The organism is Streptomyces sp. NPDC001450 (assembly GCF_053597295.1).
On the sequence record NZ_JBSFHY010000043.1, the window covers coordinates 25,603 to 44,453 of the forward strand.

Genomic DNA, 18,851 nt, shown 5'->3' on the forward strand with positions numbered 1-18,851 from the left:
GGGCCGACCGTGCGAGGATCGACGACGCCGCCACCCCCCCGCCGCGCCGACCGGAAGTCTCATCTCTTGACCTTGCCAGCCGCTGTGTTCGGTACCGCTGTGCGCGTGCTGCGTACGGCGGCCGGGCGGCGTGCGCTGCAACTGGCACTGCTGGTCGGCGGGTTGTTCCTGCTCGGGTTCCTCTGCGGTGAGCAGGCCCAGGCGGCCGAGCGGACGCCGGTGACTCCGGTGGCCTCGGTGACCGGGCACGAGGACGCGGTACGAACCGTCACCGAACGGGTCGTCACCCCCGTACGGAAGGTCGTGCGGACGGCCTCCCACACCCTCGAGCAGACGCGGGCCGAGGCGCCCGCGCTGCCCGCCGCGCCCTCCGTGCCGCTGCCGAAGCTCCCGGAGGTCCCGGAAGTCTCCGAACTGCCCGTGCATCCGCTGCCCGCGCCGGTCACCCCGGAGCCCGGGGCGGGCCGGTACGACAGCGCGGCACCGGCGGCGGACAAGGGTGACCGAGCCCGCACCGAGGCCCGCACTGCCGCGTCCGCACGGCTGCGGGCCGTCGCGTACGGACCGGATTTCGCGTTTCCGGCGCAAGCCCCCCGGACCGCGGCGCACACCCCCGTACAGCGCGCCGCCGCAGCCGTCGACGCGCCCGCCCAGCCCGCGCCCACCGGAGACCCGGACGGCATGCTCGGCAAGCAGGCGGCCGACGGCACCGCGTCCCGCCACGGGGACGCGTACGCCGTCACCCTCGACGGCCGGGCGTCCTTGCGGCTCCTGCCCGGCACCGCCGCGCGCGTCGACGCGCCCGGGACCCGGGAACGGTACCGGGACATCCCGGTCTTCCCCGGCTAGGCCAAGGGCCGACCTCCCCGCCACGGACCTGTCGCGCGGGGGCGGAACAGGTCTGCCCACTCCGCCGGACCCGCCGGCCTCTCCCGGCGCCCTCCGGTCGGAACTCCCTAGCCGTTTCCGAAGGACTTGACGCACGCATGAACAAGAACATCCGCCGCTCGATCGTGATAGCCGCCGGAGTCACCGGCGCCTGGGCCCTCGGCTCGGCCGTGGCCAGCGCCGACGAGCTGTCCACCCCGGCGGTCTCCGTACCCGACACCGACACCACCACCGGCACCCTCACCGACACCGTCGACGGCGTCCTCACCGACGTCCACGACACCGTCTCCGACGTGACCGGCACGGCCACCGCGGCCGTCTCCGGCGCCGAGGCCAAGGCGCAGCAGCCGACCCGCACCGTCACCGGTACGGCCGACCAGGCCCGCCGGTACGTCGAGGCGAAGGTCCCGACCGCCGCGAAGATCCGGGGCGGCCAGGCCATCCAGGGCGCCCGGGCCGCGCGCGCCACCCAGGCGCAGACCGAGGCGCACGTGCACGCGGTGGGTGCCCGGGCCACCGCCGAGGCCGCCGCGGCGACCCACACGGCCACCCACCTGTCCGCGCCCGCCACGCCCTCGGCTCCCACGCCGCAGGACGAGATCGACTACCTCTTCGGTCCCCTCGCCTCCTTCGCTCCCGAGGTGGAGGAGGCCCTGGCGGCTGCCCAGACCAAGCTGCAGGCCACCCAGGCCGCCGCGCGCCTGCGGGCCGCGGGCGTCGAGGGCGCCGTACGGACGACGGCACAGCAGACCGTGGCCGGGGCGCAGGGCCGTACCGCTGGTGCGGCCGCCCTCGCGGGCGGCGAGGCGGCACGGGTGACCGGCGCCGCCGAGGCCTCCGTCGCCGCCGTGCCCGCGCACGTCACCGGCACGGTCGCCGGTGTCGAGCAGCGGGTCGTCGGCACGGTGCGGGCGGTGCCGGGCACCGTCGCACCCGTCGTGGACGAGACGACCGCCGCCGCCGTCCCGCCGGTGGCCCCCACCGCACTGGCCGGGGTGCTGCCGGTCGCCGACGAGGCGGTGGCGGGCGTCCTGTCGACCGCCGGGCACGCTGTCGCCGGCACCCTCGGAACCGCCTCGGGCGCCGTGACGGGCGTCCAGGGGACTGCCACCGGCGCGGTGACGGGCGTCCTGCCGACCGCCGGGTATGCGGTCGCCGGCGTCCACGGAACCGCCTCGGGCGCCGTGACGGGCGTCCAGGGGACTGCCACCGGCGCGGTGACGGGCGTCCTGCCCACCGCCGGGTATGCGGTCACGGGCGTGCGGGGCACCGCCTCGGGCGCGGTGACCAGCGCGCACGGCACCGCCACCGGCGCCGTCGCGGGCGTGTACCGAACCGCCACGGACGCCGTGACCCAGATGCACGGACTCGCGACGGACGCCGCGTACGGCGTGCATGGGGTCGGTACGGGTGCCGTTGCCGACGTGCATGGGGTCGGTACGGGTGCCGTTGCCGACGTGCATGGGGTCGGTACGGGTGCCGTCGCCGACGTGGACGGGCTCGGTACGGGCGCCGTCGCCGATGTGCATGGGGTCGGTACGGGCGCCGTCGCCGATGTGCACGGCGTCGCCGCCGGTGCCGTCGCCGACGCGCTGCCCCTCGTCGGCGGGGTCCTCACGGACGTGCCGCCGTACGCCACCGGGATGGCCGGCCAGGTTGCCCACGACGCCGTGGACGCCGTGCTGCCGCCCGTCGCCGGGACCGCCGTGCACGGGGTCGTGCCGGTCGCCGGGCAGGCCGTGGCGGACGCGGGGACGCTCGCGTACGGCGTGGTGGGCGACGTGCACCCCTTCGTCGGCGGTGTCGTGGGCGCCGTCCCGCCGCTCGCCCACGGGGTCACCGGACAGACCGGTGTCTTCGCCGGGGGAGTGACCGGGCAGGTGCCGCCGTTCGCGGCGGGAGTCACCGGTGCCGTACAGCCAGTCGTGGACACGATCACCGACATGGTGACCGGGACCGTGTCGCCGGTCGTGGACGGTGCCGGCGACAGCGCGAGCGGGCTGGCGTACGGCGTGGCGGGCGAGGCCGGTCCCTACGTGGGCGGTGTCGTCGGCGAGACCGCGCCCCTCACGCAGCAGGTCGGGCCGTTCGCGCAGGACCTCGCCGGGACCGCGGAGGTCACCGGCGGTCCGCTGGCCGGGCATGCCGTCGCCGGGGCCGAGGGCGTCGCCCACTCCGTCACCCCGGGTTACGTCGAGGGTCTGGCGCACACCCACGGCGTGCAGTAGGGCTGAGCGCCACGCAGGCTCCGCGGGGGCCGGCGAACCCGGACGGCCGAACGCCGACGGTCCGTCCGGCCGTACCCCCTCGCGGTACGGGGCGGGTGGTCCCCATTGGGGTGGGGATCAACCGCCCCGGGCCCTTCGGGGCCCGTCCGGGGGCCTCACCGGGTCAACCCCAGCCCGGTGAGGCCTCGCACATCACCCCGTTCGCGGCACGCCGTGTCAGCAAACCCGGCATCATGTGACAGGTATCACCGCTCAGGTGTGACCCTCGATTTAGGGAGCCCACGCAAGCGGCGATAACCTGCGAGACGGACATGCCGCGCGCTCGGACACCGTGTGCGCTTCCCTAGTGACAGCGGACGTCACGTTGCCCTTCGCGGCACGCCCACGCATCCAACGAACCGCGAGATCACTGATAGGGACGGAAGCGCGTGGACCTGTTCGAGTACCAGGCGAGGGACCTCTTCGCCAAGCACGATGTACCGGTGCTGGCCGGTGAAGTCATCGACACGCCTGAGGCGGCGCGCGAGATCACCGAGCGGCTGGGCGGCAAGTCCGTCGTCAAGGCGCAGGTGAAGGTCGGTGGTCGTGGCAAGGCCGGTGGCGTCAAGCTGGCCGCCTCCGCGGACGAGGCCGTCGCCCGGGCGACGGACATTCTCGGCATGGACATCAAGGGCCACACGGTCCACAAGGTGATGATCGCCGAGACCGCTCCGGAGATCATCGAGGAGTACTACGTCTCCTTCCTCCTCGACCGTGCCAACCGCACCTTCCTCTCCATCGCCTCCGTCGAGGGCGGCATGGAGATCGAGGAGGTGGCGGCCACCCGTCCGGAGGCCGTCGCCAAGACCGCGATCGACCCGATCGACGGCGTGGACGAGGCCAAGGCCCGCGAGATCGTCGAGGCCGCCAAGTTCCCGGCCGAGGTCGCGGACAAGGTCGTCAACGTCCTGATCAAGCTGTGGGACACCTTCATCAAGTCGGACGCCCTCCTCGTCGAGGTCAACCCGCTCGCGAAGGTCGCCTCCGGTGAGGTCATCGCCCTCGACGGCAAGGTGTCGCTCGACGAGAACGCCGAGTTCCGCCACCCCGAGTACGAGGAACTCCACGACAAGGCCGCGGCCAACCCGCTCGAGGCCGCCGCCAAGGCGAAGGGCCTCAACTACGTCAAGCTCGACGGCGAGGTCGGCATCATCGGCAACGGCGCGGGTCTCGTCATGAGCACCCTGGACGTCGTCGCCTACGCCGGTGAGAACCACGGTGGCGTCAAGCCCGCCAACTTCCTGGACATCGGCGGTGGCGCCTCCGCCCAGGTCATGGCGAACGGCCTGGAGATCATCCTGGGCGACCCGGACGTCAAGTCCGTGTTCGTCAACGTCTTCGGTGGCATCACCGCCTGCGACGAGGTCGCCAACGGCATCGTGCAGGCCCTGAAGCTCCTGGAGGACCGCGGCGAGAAGGTCGAGAAGCCGCTCGTCGTCCGCCTCGACGGCAACAACGCCGAGCTGGGCCGCAAGATCCTCACCGACGCCGACCACCCGCTGGTGCAGCGCGTCGACACCATGGACGGCGCGGCCGACAAGGCCGCCGAGCTGGCCGCCGCCAAGTAAGCACAAGGACGAGGACTCACACCACCATGGCTATCTGGCTCAACAAGGACAGCAAGGTCATCGTCCAGGGCATGACCGGCGCCACGGGCATGAAGCACACCAAGCTCATGCTGGGTGACGGCACCCACGTCGTCGGCGGCGTGAACCCGCGCAAGGCGGGTCAGACCGTGGACTTCGACGGCACCGAGGTACCCGTGTTCGGCACGGTCGCCGAGGCCATCGAGAAGACCGGCGCCAACGTCTCCGTCATCTTCGTGCCGGAGAAGTTCACCAAGGACGCGGTCGTCGAGGCCATCGACGCCGAGATCCCGCTGGCCGTCGTGATCACCGAGGGCATCGCCGTGCACGACACGGCCGCCTTCTGGGCGTACGCCGGCAAGAAGGGCAACAAGACCCGCATCATCGGCCCGAACTGCCCCGGCATCATCACCCCGGGTCAGTCGAACGTCGGCATCATCCCGGGCGACATCACCAAGCCGGGCCGCATCGGCCTGGTCTCGAAGTCCGGCACGCTGACGTACCAGATGATGTACGAGCTGCGTGACATCGGCTTCTCGACGGCCGTCGGCATCGGTGGCGACCCGATCATCGGCACCACGCACATCGACGCCCTGGCCGCGTTCCAGGACGACCCCGACACCGACCTGATCGTCATGATCGGTGAGATCGGTGGCGACGCCGAGGAGCGCGCGGCCGCGTTCATCAAGGAGAACGTGACCAAGCCGGTCGTCGGCTACGTCGCGGGCTTCACCGCGCCCGAGGGCAAGACGATGGGCCACGCCGGTGCCATCGTCTCCGGTTCGTCCGGCACCGCCCAGGCGAAGAAGGAGGCCCTCGAGGCCGCCGGCGTCAAGGTCGGCAAGACCCCGACCGAGACGGCGAAGCTGGCTCGGGAGATCCTGAGCGCCTGAGCTTCCCAGCTGCAACGTCGGTGGGCCCGTTCCCTTGGCCGGGGCGGGCCCACCGGCGTTTTCGCTCGCCCGCGGCCGCGTGGCTCAGCGTGCCACTGGCGCGACGCGCTCCGGGCCGTTGGACTCCTCCCTGTGCAGCTTGGCGCGCAGGGACAGTTCCTCCCGTGACAGCGGACCCAGGGCCGGCGGTGGCGGAACCCCCTGTACCGCCTGGGCCGGGGCGATCGGCGGCTCGTAGTGTGTCGGGGCCGTGCGCAGGGTCAGGGCCGTCGAGCCGATGATCGCGACCGTGAAGGCGATGGCCGCCCGCGTCCAGAACACGTTCCGGCGTTCGCCGACCGTACGTACCGTGGGCGGCCTGGCGGCGCGCAGTTGTTCCCTGGAGGCCAGCTCCAGCAGCCGCCGGTGCAGTGCGGCGGGGTCGGCCAGTTCCGGGACGAGCTCCGCCACGGCCGCCCGGGCGCGGGTCAGCCGGCCGGCCGTGGCCGGGGTGCTCGCCTCCGTCTCCGCCGCCGTCTCGGGCAGGTCGAGGCCGACGCCGTCGTACAGGATGAGCGTGCGCCGGTACGACGGCGGGAGCTTCAGCAGGGCGTGCAGCAGCGCACGGTCGGCCGGGTCGGCGGGCGGGGGTTCGGGGGACCGGTAGCGCGGGCGGAAGGAGTGCCATGGGGAGAGGGCGTACTCGTAGGCCATCGCCCGCACCCAGCCGCCCGGGTCCCGGTCCTGGGCCACCTCCGGCCAGCGCTGCCAGGCGAGTTGGAAGGCCCGCTCCACGGCCTCCCGGGCCAGCTCCCCGCGCCCGGTGAGCAGGTACGTCTGGCGTACGAGGGCGGGGGCGCAGAACGCGTAGAGCGCGTCGAAGGTCTGAGTGGGAGTCGGGGTGTCACCGGTCAGCAGGCGGGCGTACGCCTCGCCCTCCTGACCGCTCGGGACGCTGAGCCCTCTCTCCCACGAGCGGATCGTCGCCCGGCTGACGCCGACCTGTGTGGCGACCTGAGCCTGTGTCAGCGACCGGGACTCGCGCAGCTGTCGGCGTTCCTTCGGCGGTGGCAGCGAGCCGGCGGGGATCTCCGTCACAGCACCTCACCCCTTCGTACGAAAAAGTACATAAACACATATTGGGCGACACATCGGTAGTTCGGCTGTTACGACGGGAAAGCGCGTGTCGTTGGGAGCATGGCCGGTGTGACGCTGATGACCGCTCGCCGACCGTCCTTGTCGCTGCTGCTGCACCGGATGCGTGACCGATCGCCCGGGCTGGGCGCGAGCCTGCTGGGCGGTGCGGTCGCCGCCGGGCTCGGGCTGGGCTCGCTCGCCGTGCTCGTCCTGGGGCTGTGGATCAGCTCGCCGTACCCCGACAGCGGGCCGGCCGGCGCGCTGCACATCGCCGCCGCGCTGTGGCTGCTGGCGCACGGCGTCGAACTGGTCCGCACGGACACGCTCTCCGGCGCACCCCTGCCGGTGGGCGTGACCCCGCTGCTGCTGCTCGTGCTGCCGGTGTGGCTGCTGTACCGGGCGGCGCGGGACGCGACGGACGCGTCCGCCGAATCCGAGGCCCCGCCGCCGGTCCCGGCGCACACGGCGTGGACGGGTGTGGTTCTCGGCTACCTCGGCGTCGGTGCCGCGGCCGCGCTGTACTGCTCGGGCGCCGAACTGCGGCCCGTGTGGGGCTGGGTGACGGTGTGTCTGCCGATCGTCGCGGCGAGCGCGGCGGGGGCCGGGGTGTGGTCGGCGTACGGCCGCCCGCGCGAGCCCGTGCTCGGTGTGCTGCTGATGCTGCCGGGGTCGGTGCGCAGGCTGCTGTTCGGGTCGGACGCGCGGGCACGGCTGGGTACGGCCGTACGGGCCGCCCTGGCCGGAACTACGGTGCTCCTCGGGGGCGGATCACTGCTGCTCGGCGTCTCGCTGGTCCTGCACGGCGCCGCCGCCCGGGCGTCCTTCCTGCAGCTGACGGAGGGTTGGACCGGCCGGTTCGCCGTCCTGCTCCTCGGCATCGCGCTGATCCCCAACGCGGCGGTGTGGTCGGCGTCCTACGCCCTCGGCCCGGGCTTCGCCCTCGGCACCGGGCACCTGGTGCACCCTCTCGCCTCCGACCCCGCCCCGCTGCTGCCCCCGTTCCCGCTGCTCGCGGCGGTACCGGACGCGGGCGCCGGAACCCTGCTGAACTGGATGGCGGGACTGGTGCCGGTGGCGGCCGGGGTGACGCTCGCCTGGTTCGTGGCGCGGGGGGCCGCGGGGCGTGTGGAGCCGGAGCCGCGGGCACCCTGGCCGGCCGGGCGGACGGCCGGGGTGCTCGTGCTGTCCGCACTCCTTTGCGCAGCGCTCCTCGCCCTTCTCGCCGCCCTGGCCGGCGGCCCACTGGGCGTGGCCGCACTGGCCCGCTTCGGCCCGCTGTGGTGGCAGAGCGGGGGAGCGGCCGCGCTCTGGCTCACGGTGGTGGGGATGCCGGTGGTGCTGACGGTACGGGCGTGGCGGCTGTGGGGGCGGCGGACGCGGGGCACGGTCCCGGCCCAGGGGACGGAGCCGGGGAGCAGGCGGCCGACGGGCACGGGTAAGAAGGCGGCGGGGGAGGAACCGAAGGCGATGGCCAAGGAGGCCGCGAAGGGGGCGGCGAAGGAGTCCGCGAAGGCGATGGCCGAGGACACGGCGAAGGAGTCCGCGAAGGGGGTGGCCGAGGAGACCGCGAAGGGTTCCCACAAGGCCGCCGAGAAGGAGCAGGCGAAGGAAACGCCGGGGAAGGCGGCGAAGGCGCCGAAGACCCGGGCCCGCCGGGAAGACCCCCCGGCGGGCCCCTCGTCCCCCCTCGCCGAACCCGACGAGGACGAGAGATACGACGTCCTGCCGGCCGCCGACGCGTTCCCCTCGGCCTGGCACGACGACGTGGCCCGAGCCACCCGCTGGGCAGCCCTGCGAGCAGCGTCGACGCCCTTGGACTCACCCGACGCACCCACCGGCCAGCCCGCCGCACCCAGCTGGCCACCCCTGCGGGAACCGTCACCCCGGGCGGCAGCCCCCTCACCAGAACCGGACCCCTCGCCGGTCGACCGCTCACCCGTACCGGACCCTTCGCCCCTGCCGGTCGACCGCTCACCAGCGCCGGAGCCCCCGCTCCCCGCGGACGCCTTCCGCCGGCCCACGGAACCCCCTGACGCGGAAGCCGCTCGCTGAGCCCCCACCGGACCCTTCGCCCCTGCCGGTCGACCGCTCACCGGCGCCGGAGCCCTTGCTCCCGCCGGTCGCCCCCGCATCCGCGCCGGAGCCCCCGCTCCCCGCGGACGCCTTCCGCCGGCCCACCGAACCCCGGAAGCTGCCCGCTGAGCCCCTACTCAGCGGCGCCCTACCCGGAGGCAACCGCCAAACCCGCGGAGTGCCTAGCTGTTCCCGGCCCCCAGTACGCCCCGCAGCTCCTTCGGCAGAAGCTGTTCGCAGGACTGCTTGGCCTCGTGGGTCAGGGCGTCGCCGACGCAGGTGTAGTAGTCGCGGTAGACCAGCTGGACCGCGAAGGTGGTGGCGACCAGGGCGAGGGCCAGGGAAGCCGTGACCAGGCCGCCGATCGCCGCCGTGGTCTGCGGGCGGGGGCCCGGGGCGGGCGCCGGGGTGTCCGGGTCGGAGGTGCGGGGCTTGGCGCGCAGGGCGCTGATGCCCCAGTACAGGGCCAGCGCGCCCAGCAACAGGGACACGTACGGCCAGCTGAAGAGGGCGAAGAAGACGGCCCACATGCCGGACAGGAGTGCGTAGCGCGCACGGCGCTGGGCCGGGTCCGTCGGGTCCCAGCGCATGCCGGGGCCGGTCGGGCCGCCCGGGCCCTCGGGGCCGCCGCCGGGCCGCTCGCCGAAGCCGCCGGGGGAGCGGCCGGGCTGGCGGTCGCTCCACTGGGTGCCCCAGGGGGAATCGCCCCCGGAGCCCGAGGACCCTTCGGGGTGGCGCGGCTGCCACGGCCGGTCCGGGGTGCCCTCCGGCGGTGGCGCGAACGGGTTGTCGTCCTGCTGCTCACCGCCGCGCCCGTCGCCGTCCCGCCCGCCCTGGGGTGCCTGCGGCGGCGAGGCCGGCCGCTCCCGCAGCAGCGCGGCGCCACGCTCGCCTCCCTGGGACGGGCGCGGGGGGAACGTGAGGAGTCGCAGGCTGCGATCGGGCATCAAAAGAGCGTCTTCCCCTAGGCGAATACGGCGGTCCGACGTGAGCTACCACCCCGTGAAACGCACCGCACGACGACCGCGTTCCCGAGGCTGCTCCTTCGTGATTCCTTCCGAACGCTACCTTCCGGCCACGCCCCCGTCCCGAGGGGGCCTTCCGGAGTGCCGGTATCGTTGCTGACGGTCGGCCGCTTCGTAGACTTCCCCGTATCCGGGGGCGCGAAGCATTCGTACGACTGTACAAACGCCGGCCGGACACAACGCTTCCCCGAGAAAGGGCCCCACCGTGGCCGCCACCCCCGCTGGCCAAGCGGTCAAGCGCCTCGTCGTGCTGGTCTCCGGATCCGGCACCAACCTGCAGGCGCTCCTGGACGAGATCGAGCGCACCGGAGCCGAGTCGTACGGCGCGCGGATCGTCGCCGTCGGGGCCGACCGCACCGGCATCGAGGGGCTCGCCCGCGCCGAGCGGGCCGGGCTGCCGACCTTCGTGTGCAGGGTGAAGGACCACGAGACGCGGGAGGAGTGGGACGCCGCCCTGGCCGAGGCCGTGGCCGCGCACGAACCCGACCTCGTGGTCTCCGCCGGGTTCATGAAGATCGTCGGGAAGGAATTCCTGGCACGGTTCGGCGGGCGGTTCGTCAACACGCACCCCGCCCTGCTGCCCAGTTTTCCCGGGGCCCACGGCGCACGGGACGCGCTCGCGTACGGCGTCAAGGTCACCGGCTGCACCGTCCACTTCGTCGACGACGGCGTCGACACCGGGCCGATCATCGCTCAGGGCGTGGTCGAGGTCCGGGACGAGGACGACGAGAGCGCGCTGCACGAGCGCATCAAGGAAGTCGAGCGAAGGCTGCTCGTCGAGGTCGTGGGGCGGCTCGCCCGCAACGGCTATCGCATTGAGGGACGAAAGGTAGTTATCCAGTGACCGCCACCGCCGAGAGCACCAAGCGGCCCATTCGCCGGGCGCTCGTCAGCGTCTACGACAAGACCGGGCTCGAAGACCTCGCGCGCGGGCTGCACGAGGCCGGTGTCGAGCTCGTCTCCACCGGGTCCACGGCCGGCCGTATCGCCGGCGCCGGTGTCCCCGTGACCAAGGTCGAGGAGCTGACCGGCTTCCCCGAGTGCCTGGACGGCCGGGTCAAGACCCTGCACCCCAGGGTGCACGCGGGCATCCTCGCCGACCTGCGTCTGGACAGCCACCGCGAGCAGCTCGCCGAGCTGGGTGTCGAGCCGTTCGACCTGGTCGTCGTGAACCTCTACCCGTTCCGGGAGACCGTCGCCTCCGGCGCCTCGCCCGACGAGTGCGTGGAGCAGATCGACATCGGTGGCCCGTCGATGGTCCGTGCCGCAGCCAAGAACCACCCCTCCGTCGCCGTGGTCACCAGCCCGGAGCGGTACGCCGACGTCCTCGCCGCCGTCGCGGCCGGCGGCTTCGACCTCGCCACCCGCAAGCGGCTGGCCGCCGAGGCCTTCCAGCACACGGCCGCCTACGACGTGGCAGTCGCCTCCTGGTTCGCGTCTGCGTACGCGCCCGTCGACGACTCCCCGTTCCCCGACTTCCTGGGCGCCACCTGGGAGCGCGAGAACACCCTGCGCTACGGCGAGAACCCGCACCAGCCGGCCGCCCTGTACGTCGACGCCGCCGGCGCCGGTCTGGCCCAGGCCGAGCAGCTGCACGGCAAGGAGATGTCGTACAACAACTACACGGACACGGACGCCGCCCGCCGTGCCGCGTACGACCACGCCGAGCCGTGCGTCGCGATCATCAAGCACGCCAACCCCTGCGGCATCGCGGTCGGCGCGGACGTCGCCGAGGCGCACCGCAAGGCGCACGCGTGCGACCCGCTGTCCGCGTTCGGCGGGGTCATCGCCGTGAACCGCCCGGTCAGCAAGGAGATGGCGGAGCAGGTCGCGGAGATCTTCACCGAGGTCATCGTCGCGCCCGACTACGAGGAGGGGGCTCTGGAGGCCCTCACCAAGAAGAAGAACATCCGGGTCCTGAAGTCCCCGAACGGCCCGGCCAACCCGGTCGAGGTCAAGCCGATCGACGGCGGCGTGCTGCTGCAGGAGACCGACCGGCTCCAGGCCGAGGGCGACGACCCGGCCAACTGGACGCTCGCGACCGGTGAGGCGCTCTCCGCCGACGAGCTGGCCGAGCTGGCCTTCGCCTGGAGGGCCTGCCGCGCGGTGAAGTCCAACGCGATCCTGCTCGCCAAGGACGGCGCCTCGGTCGGCGTGGGCATGGGCCAGGTCAACCGGGTCGACTCCGCGAAGCTGGCGGTCGAGCGGGCCGGTGCCGAGCGCGCCCAGGGCTCGTACGCCGCTTCGGACGCGTTCTTCCCGTTCCCGGACGGCCTGGAGGTCCTGACCGCGGCGGGCGTCAAGGCCGTGGTCCAGCCGGGCGGTTCGGTCCGTGACGAGCTGGTCGTGGAGGCCGCGAAGAAGGCGGGCGTCACCATGTACTTCACGGGCACGCGCCACTTCTTCCACTGAGCCCCCAGGGCCACGCAAAGCGGCCTCCGGCTCCCTTGGCAGGGGGCCGGAGGCCGCTTTCCGTCCAGGCGCTCAGTTCAGCTCGAGCGGATGGCGCTCAGCTCAGTTCGAGCGGATGGCGCTCAGCTCAGTTCGAGCGGATGACGATCGAGCCGCACACCTTGTCGGCGAACGTCTGGCGCTTGGCGTCCCAGGCCGGCCACAGGTAGCCGAGGTAGCAGGGCAGGCCGTCCAGGATGTGGGCCAGCTGGCGCACGAACGCCATGCCACCGCCCAGCGGCTGCCCGGTGTCCTCCTTGAGCGTGCGGATGCCCAGCGCCTTCTTGCCGACGGTCTGGCCGGTCTTGCCCTCCATGATCACCTGCCAGATGAACAGGCCGATCAGGGCGAGGAAGCCGATGATGGCGAGGATCGGGGCGTTCTTGGCACCCGCGACCGCGATGCCGTAGGGCACCGCGTACAGCAGGCTGTCGAGCAGTCGGGCCAGGAAGCGCTGTCCCCAGTTCGCGTACGTCGGCTGCATGCCGTAGCCGGCCTGCTGCGGGTAGCCCGGGTATCCGCCCTGGGGCGCCTGCGGGTAGCCGTAGCCCTGCTGCGGCGGGATGCCCTGCGGGGCCTGCGGGTAGCCGGGCTGCTGCGGGTAGCCGTAGCCCTGCTGCGGATCCTGCGGCTGACCGTACGGGTTGTTGGGCGAGCCGAAACTCATGGCGGATTTCCTCCGTTGACACTGCGGGGACGACGCGGAAGGAACGGAGGAACGTCAGGATCTGAGCGGCTTGCCCCCCAACCGGACCGCGATACTGCGCCGCTCATGCTCGTAGGAAAGGCTGATTGTTGTCCAGCCGGATTCGCAAGGTGTTGTGCAAGTGCAACATCATCGATCAAGGAGGGGACGCGGGGGACCGGCCCAGGCGGCCCCGGATTGGAACCGGGACCCGGTCATCCGCGAGGATGGTGTCATGACCGCCCAGATTCTCGATGGCAAGGCCACCGCAGCCGCGATCAAGTCCGATCTGACCGCCCGCGTGGCGGCGCTGAAGGAGAAGGGCGTCACGCCCGGCCTCGGCACGATCCTGGTCGGGGACGACCCCGGCAGCCAGAAGTACGTCGCCGGCAAGCACCGCGACTGCGCCCAGGTCGGCATCGCCTCCATCCAGCGCGAGCTGCCCGCCACGGCCACCCAGGAGGAGATCGAGGCGGTCGTCCGGGAGCTGAACGAGGACCCGGCCTGCACCGGCTACATCGTCCAGCTCCCGCTGCCCAAGGGCATCGACGAGAACCGCGTCCTGGAGATGATGGACCCGGCCAAGGACGCGGACGGCCTGCACCCGATGAACCTCGGCCGTCTCGTCCTGAACGAGCCGGCGCCGCTGCCCTGCACCCCCAACGGCATCCTGACCCTGCTGCGCCGCCACGGCGTCGAGATCAAGGGCGCCGAGGTCGTGGTCGTCGGCCGGGGCGTGACCATCGGCCGCCCGATGCCGCTGCTGCTCACCCGGCGCAGCGAGAACGCCACCGTGACCCAGTGCCACACCGGCACCCGTGACCTGTCCGCCCACCTCAAGCGGGCCGACATCATCATCGCCGCGGCCGGCTTCCCGCACCTGATCCGCGCCGAGGACGTCAAGCCTGGCGCGGCCGTCCTGGACGTCGGCGTCTCCCGCAACGCCGACGGCAAGATCGTCGGTGACGTCCACCCGGACGTGGCCGAGGTGGCCGCCTGGATCTCCCCGAACCCGGGCGGTGTGGGTCCGATGACCCGGGCGCAGCTGCTGGTCAACGTGGTCGAGGCGGCGGAGCGCAGTGCCGGCTGAGGACACCCACTCCAGCGCCGGGCCGGCCGCCCCCGACACCGGCGGGCACCCGAAGCGGACCACGCGCCGCTTCCCGCGGTTCACCAGGGACACCGCACGCCCGGAGGGCGGCGGCCGGGCCGCTCCCGGCAACGCTCCGGCGCCCGCCCGGCAGTGGCCGCTGCTCGCCGTCGTCTGCCTGGTGGCAATCGGCCTGCTGGTGATCGCGCTGGGCGCGCTCCGCCCGGGGACGCTGCTCATCGGCGTCGCGCTGCTGGGCGGCGCGGTGCTGCGCTGGCTCCTGCCGGACGTCGGCATGCTCGCCGTGCGCTCCCGCTTCACGGACGTCGCCACCTACGGCGTCCTGGGTCTGGTGATCGTCCTGCTGGCGTTGATGATCCAGCCCGACCCGCTGCTGAAGCTCTCGTTCCTGAAGGACATCCTGCATCTCACGGTCAAGTAGCGGCTCCGGTACGGCCGCAGGCCCGCGCCTCCCTCGGGGACGCGGGCCATCGCCGTGCCCCCGGGGTCTAACTGCCGTACGGCCCCGGGCGGCTGAGGTCCCCGGTGCGGGCGGAACGGCGGCCCGTCCCCTCCCCCGAGCAAGGACGAACCGCCGTCGGGATCCAGCCTTCCCCTCATGAACTGCCTGTTCAACGGCTGTCCGTGCGCTGTGGCACGGAAGTGACCGTTCCGCTACGGTGTCCGCGCACTGCCACATGTGTGCCCGCCGTGTCGATGTGTTGACAGTTCGGGGATGCGTACGAAGGCCCGGTGGAACCGGGCTAACGTGTCCAAGGCGCCCAATCGGGACGGTCCGGTGGACTGTGGGGCGGTCACCGTGCGACGGTGCACAACCGGCGGGAGCGATGCTCCCGTGCGCCCCCACTCCGGGAACTGGGATCCTTAGTCAGCGCATCCCTGTGGGTAGTCAGAGGGGGCCGAGCCGGGGGGACCGGACCGGCGCGAGGGTCACGTGCGGGGAACGGCGTGGGGAACCAACAGCACCAACCGGGGGGAAAGAGGGGGAAGCAATGCCTCGATGGAAAGCCTTGCCGGATGAGCTGGATCCGCAGATCAAGGAGTTCACGAGCCAGGTGCGGCGGCTCGTGGACCGCAGCGGTCTGAGCATCGCGGCGCTGGCCGACCGGACCGGCTACAGCAAGACGTCCTGGGAGCGTTACCTGGGCGGTCGGCTGCTCGCACCCAAGGGCGCCGTCGTCGCGCTCGCCGAGGTCACCGGCACCAACCCGGTCCATCTCACCACCATGTGGGAGCTGGCCGAACGCGCCTGGAGCCGCGCGGAGATGCGGCACGACCGGACCATGGAGCAGATTCGTATCGCCCAGGCGCGCGCCGCGCTCGGGGAGTTCGGGGCGGCCGAGGCCGAGGGCACGAGCGGCACCAAGACGGCCAGCAGAGGCACCGGCACCACCGTGACCCCGGGCATCGCCGGCCCGGGGGGTGTCTCACCCACGATCCCGCCGCAGCCGACGGCGTCCGACGCCGACGAGCGGGACAACGCGGACCGCGGCGCGACCTCCGAGGTCAACTCCTGGGGACTGGCGGGCTATGAGGGCCCGTCGAAGGTGAGCCGCCGGCTCGGTGCCGGTGCCGGTGCCGGTGCCGGTGCCGGTGCCGGTGCCGGTGCAGGTGCGCATCCTGCGTCCTCGCCGGACGGCCCGGGCGGCACCCTGAACCCGCACGGCGGGCAGCCGCAGGGGGCGCGGCTCGCCGGCGGCAACTCCGGCAAGGGGACTGGGCGCAAGGGGCGGCTGACGATGTTCCTCGCGGGCGTCGTCGGTGTCCTCGTCGTCGTCGCGGCCGTCTACTTCTTCACCAACCCGGGCGGCGGCGCCAAGCACGAGGGTGCCGCCAAGTCGCCGTCCCCGACCGCCAGCAGCAACCCCAGCCTGCCCGTCGGGGTCAAGTGCAGCGGCGCTGCCTGCAACGGCAAGGACGCCGAGGCCATGGGCTGCAGCGGCGACCTGGTGACCACCGCCAAGACCGCCACCGTCGGCACCACCACCCTGGAGGTCCGCTACAGCAAGACCTGCGGCACCGCCTGGGGACGGATCACCGGCGCGGCCCAGGGCGACCGGGTCCAGGTCTCCGCGGGCAGGCTCCGTCAGACGGGTGACATCACCACCGTCGGCGACACCATCGCCTACACGCCGATGGTCGCCGTGAAGGACGCGGCCGAGGCCAAGGCCTGCGCGACCCTCGCCTCCGGGCGGAAGGGGTGCACGAAGTAGGGCGCGGGGGCCCGCGGGGTGGGACGCGAGGGCCCGTCCGGCGGTCCTGGAAGAGGCGGGCGAACCAATTCGGGTGGAATTCCGGGGACGGAGGCATGGGTCGCCGGATCCTGGGCACGCGAACGGTACCCCCACGGGAGTCCGGCCAGCCGGTACCCCCCACGGCGGCCGCCCTTCCCTCCTCTCCCGGACGGGCGGCCGCCCTTCCTGGAGCACGAGTGAGACTTGTGGGCTGAGCCACACGGCCCCGGACGTCTCGCATGCCGGATGCGCGATAGCCTGACCGCTGGATTCTCTTGACGCCAAGAGATCGATCATCCGCCGGGGCAGTGCCCCACCGCCAGCTGTCATACGGAGAACGCCATGACCCGCACTCCCGTGAACGTCACCGTCACCGGCGCGGCCGGCCAGATCGGTTACGCCCTGCTCTTCCGCATCGCCTCCGGCCAGCTGCTCGGCGCGGACGTGCCGGTCAAGCTGCGCCTCCTGGAGATCACCCCGGCGCTCAAGGCCGCCGAGGGCACCGCGATGGAGCTCGACGACTGCGCGTTCCCGCTCCTGCAGGGCATCGACATCACGGACGACCCGAACGTCGCCTTCGACGGCGCCAACGTAGCCCTCCTCGTGGGCGCCCGCCCGCGTACCAAGGGCATGGAGCGCGGCGACCTGCTCTCCGCCAACGGCGGCATCTTCAAGCCCCAGGGCAAGGCCATCAACGACCACGCCGCGGACGACATCAAGGTCCTCGTCGTCGGCAACCCGGCCAACACCAACGCGCTCATCGCGCAGGCCGCCGCGCCGGACGTCCCGGCCGAGCGCTTCACCGCGATGACCCGCCTGGACCACAACCGCGCGCTGACCCAGCTCGCGAAGAAGACGGGCTCGACGGTCGCCGACATCAAGCGCCTGACCATCTGGGGCAACCACTCCGCCACCCAGTACCCGGACATCTTCCACGCCACGGTCGCCGGCAAGAACGCCGCCGAGGTCGTGGGCGACGAGAAGTGGCTGGCCGAGGACTTCATCCCGACCGTCGCCAAGCGCGGTGCCGCGATCATCGAGGCCCGTGGCGCGTCCTCCGCCGCCTCCGCCGCCAACGCCGCCATCGACCACGTGTACACCTGGGTCAACGGCACCGCCGAGGGCGACTGGACCTCCATGGGCATCCCGTCGGACGGCTCCTACGGCGTCCCGGAGGGCCTGATCTCCTCCTTCCCGGTCACCACCAAGGACGGCAAGTACGAGATCGTCCAGGGCCTGGACATCAACGAGTTCTCCCGCGCCCGTATCGACGCCTCCGTCAAGGAGCTCGAGGAGGAGCGCGACGCGGTCCGCTCCCTGGGCCTCATCTGAGGCTGCCTCCGGCGGATTCGCCGCGAGCCTGTGCGGGCCCTGTTCCGGTTTCGTCCGGAGCGGGGCTCGCGCCCGTTTTCACCGTTACTGTCAAAAGCAGGGCAGGGAAGGGTGATTCGGGGGGTTCGTGATGAGCAGCTGGAGCGGATGGAACGGCCCGGAGGGGTACGGCGCGCAAGGTTACGGCGCGGAGGGTCCCGGTCCGGATCACCGGCCGGGGGCCGAGCGCGCACCCGGCGAGGAGAGAGACCGAGCGGCCTGGACCGCCGACGAGCCGCCGCCCCCGCCGCCGTGGGCTTCGGCGCAGACCCGGTCGGCCGCGCTCCCGCCGCCTCCCCCCTGGGCGTCCGCGGAGACCAGCACGGCCCCGCTCCCGCCGCCTCCGCCGCAGCCCTGGACCTCCGCCCCCACCTACACCGACGGCCGGGTCCCGGCGCCTTCGTACGCTCCCGCGCCGCGCCGTGTCCACGGCGGCCGGCTGATCGCCCTGGTCGTCGCCATGGTGCTGGTCGGCGCCGGCTCCGGCTTCGGCGTCTGGTACCTCGGCCGGGACCGCGCGGGCAGCACCACCCCGGCGGCCTCCGCTCCGGGCACCGGCGTCACGGCCTCCGCCTCGGCCTCCACGACACCGCGCACACCGGCCTCGACGCCGTCGCCCGCATCGCGTCAACTCCCCACCGGCTACCGCCTCGTCCACGACCCCGTCGGCTACACCCTCGCCGTTCCCGAGGGCTGGACCCGGCGGCAGAAGCAGGGGGAGAAGGCGACCGTCGTGTTCTACGACTCCCCGTCCGACGGCCGCCAGTTGCAGATCTTCGAGCTGGCCGAGTCCACCGTGACCGAGTCCCTGGACCTCGCCGAGAACGACCCGGGCTACGGCTACTCCCACGAGCCCGGCTACCAGGCACTCACCCGCCGCTCCGGAGACACCTGGGCCGAGCTGTCGTACCGCTACGACGACCCGGACAAGGGCTCCCGCCGGGTCGTCGACCACCGCTTCCGCGCACCCGACGGCACCCTGTACGCGATCCGCTCCAGCGGCCCGGAACACCTGTCCGACGCCCGCGTACGGGCTCCGCTCACGACGGCGCTGGCTTCGTTCTGCCCGACGGGGGCGCCGTCTTGCGCGTAGGGGGCGGGAGCGGCCCTGTCCGGGTGGTGCGGGGCGCCGTATCCCTCGGTCACCGCGG

Annotated in this window: 15 protein-coding genes; 12 read left to right on the forward strand and 3 right to left on the reverse strand. The window is 72.9% G+C overall.

Going from position 1 to position 18,851, the window contains the following annotated elements:
* Positions 1 to 72: 72 nt before the first annotated feature.
* The 4 genes from ACWC5O_RS36095 to sucD all read left to right on the forward strand — a co-directional run bounded on the left by ACWC5O_RS36095 (position 73) and on the right by sucD (position 5,634).
* Positions 73 to 849, forward strand: coding sequence for a hypothetical protein (locus ACWC5O_RS36095; RefSeq protein ID WP_450781158.1), 777 nt, complete (start codon positions 73 to 75; stop codon positions 847 to 849).
* A 137-nt stretch (positions 850 to 986) separates the two neighbouring features.
* Positions 987 to 3,116 (forward strand): hypothetical protein, encoded by a 2,130-nt coding sequence (locus tag ACWC5O_RS36100; RefSeq protein ID WP_450781160.1) that lies wholly within the window; start codon positions 987 to 989, stop codon positions 3,114 to 3,116.
* A gap of 428 nt (positions 3,117 to 3,544) precedes the next feature.
* The gene (gene sucC, locus ACWC5O_RS36105) at positions 3,545 to 4,723 is read left to right on the forward strand and encodes an ADP-forming succinate--CoA ligase subunit beta (RefSeq protein WP_450584125.1); all 1,179 of its coding nucleotides are present in this window, start codon (positions 3,545 to 3,547) and stop codon (positions 4,721 to 4,723) included.
* A gap of 26 nt (positions 4,724 to 4,749) precedes the next feature.
* Positions 4,750 to 5,634 carry a succinate--CoA ligase subunit alpha gene (gene sucD / locus ACWC5O_RS36110; protein ID WP_097252849.1) on the forward strand — a complete coding sequence of 295 codons (885 nt, stop codon included), beginning with the start codon at positions 4,750 to 4,752 and terminating at the stop codon, positions 5,632 to 5,634.
* A gap of 84 nt (positions 5,635 to 5,718) precedes the next feature.
* On the opposite strand, the gene ACWC5O_RS36115 is transcribed toward sucD, so the two are convergent.
* A complete protein-coding gene (locus ACWC5O_RS36115) occupies positions 5,719 to 6,711 on the reverse strand; it encodes a helix-turn-helix domain-containing protein (protein WP_450584123.1) in 993 nt (330 codons plus the stop codon).
* Between the two features lie 99 nt (positions 6,712 to 6,810).
* Here ACWC5O_RS36115 and ACWC5O_RS36120 point away from each other — a divergent pair, with 99 nt between their 5' ends.
* Positions 6,811 to 8,802 (forward strand): cell division protein PerM, encoded by a 1,992-nt coding sequence (locus ACWC5O_RS36120; RefSeq protein ID WP_450584121.1) that lies wholly within the window; start codon positions 6,811 to 6,813, stop codon positions 8,800 to 8,802.
* 203 nt (positions 8,803 to 9,005) lie between these two features.
* Here the strand turns inward: ACWC5O_RS36120 and ACWC5O_RS36125 are convergent, their stop codons facing one another.
* Positions 9,006 to 9,770: a hypothetical protein gene (locus tag ACWC5O_RS36125; RefSeq protein WP_450584120.1), complete on the reverse strand. Its 765-nt coding sequence runs from the start codon at positions 9,768 to 9,770 to the stop codon at positions 9,006 to 9,008.
* Positions 9,771 to 10,053: 283 nt separating this feature from the next.
* Here ACWC5O_RS36125 and purN point away from each other — a divergent pair, with 283 nt between their 5' ends.
* Positions 10,054 to 10,692 carry a phosphoribosylglycinamide formyltransferase gene (purN, locus tag ACWC5O_RS36130; protein ID WP_450584118.1) on the forward strand — a complete coding sequence of 213 codons (639 nt, stop codon included), beginning with the start codon at positions 10,054 to 10,056 and terminating at the stop codon, positions 10,690 to 10,692.
* Complete coding sequence (gene purH, locus ACWC5O_RS36135; protein ID WP_450584116.1) at positions 10,689 to 12,260, forward strand: bifunctional phosphoribosylaminoimidazolecarboxamide formyltransferase/IMP cyclohydrolase; 1,572 nt, start codon at positions 10,689 to 10,691, stop codon at positions 12,258 to 12,260. Before purN ends, purH begins: the two co-directional genes overlap by 4 nt.
* Positions 12,261 to 12,387: 127 nt before the next feature.
* On the opposite strand, the gene ACWC5O_RS36140 is transcribed toward purH, so the two are convergent.
* Positions 12,388 to 12,966 (reverse strand): RDD family protein, encoded by a 579-nt coding sequence (locus ACWC5O_RS36140; RefSeq protein ID WP_450584114.1) that lies wholly within the window; start codon positions 12,964 to 12,966, stop codon positions 12,388 to 12,390.
* A gap of 253 nt (positions 12,967 to 13,219) precedes the next feature.
* On the opposite strand from ACWC5O_RS36140, the gene ACWC5O_RS36145 reads away from it, so the two are divergent.
* The 5 genes from ACWC5O_RS36145 (at position 13,220) to ACWC5O_RS36165 (ending at position 18,793) form a co-directional block, all read left to right on the forward strand.
* Positions 13,220 to 14,074 (forward strand): bifunctional methylenetetrahydrofolate dehydrogenase/methenyltetrahydrofolate cyclohydrolase, encoded by an 855-nt coding sequence (locus tag ACWC5O_RS36145; protein WP_450584113.1) that lies wholly within the window; start codon positions 13,220 to 13,222, stop codon positions 14,072 to 14,074.
* Entirely contained in the window at positions 14,064 to 14,516 is a 453-nt protein-coding gene (locus ACWC5O_RS36150; protein WP_450584111.1) for a DUF3017 domain-containing protein, read from the forward strand. The genes ACWC5O_RS36145 and ACWC5O_RS36150 overlap by 11 nt, the downstream gene beginning before the upstream one ends.
* Before the next feature lie 589 nt (positions 14,517 to 15,105).
* Positions 15,106 to 16,308 (forward strand): DUF2690 domain-containing protein, encoded by a 1,203-nt coding sequence (locus ACWC5O_RS36155; protein WP_450584110.1) that lies wholly within the window; start codon positions 15,106 to 15,108, stop codon positions 16,306 to 16,308.
* Positions 16,309 to 16,671: 363 nt separating this feature from the next.
* Positions 16,672 to 17,661, forward strand: a complete 990-nt coding sequence (locus tag ACWC5O_RS36160) for a malate dehydrogenase (protein ID WP_450584108.1) — start codon at positions 16,672 to 16,674, stop codon at positions 17,659 to 17,661.
* 130 nt (positions 17,662 to 17,791) lie between these two features.
* Positions 17,792 to 18,793: a hypothetical protein gene (locus tag ACWC5O_RS36165; RefSeq protein WP_450584106.1), complete on the forward strand. Its 1,002-nt coding sequence runs from the start codon at positions 17,792 to 17,794 to the stop codon at positions 18,791 to 18,793.
* The last annotated feature ends 58 nt before the right edge of the window (positions 18,794 to 18,851 follow it).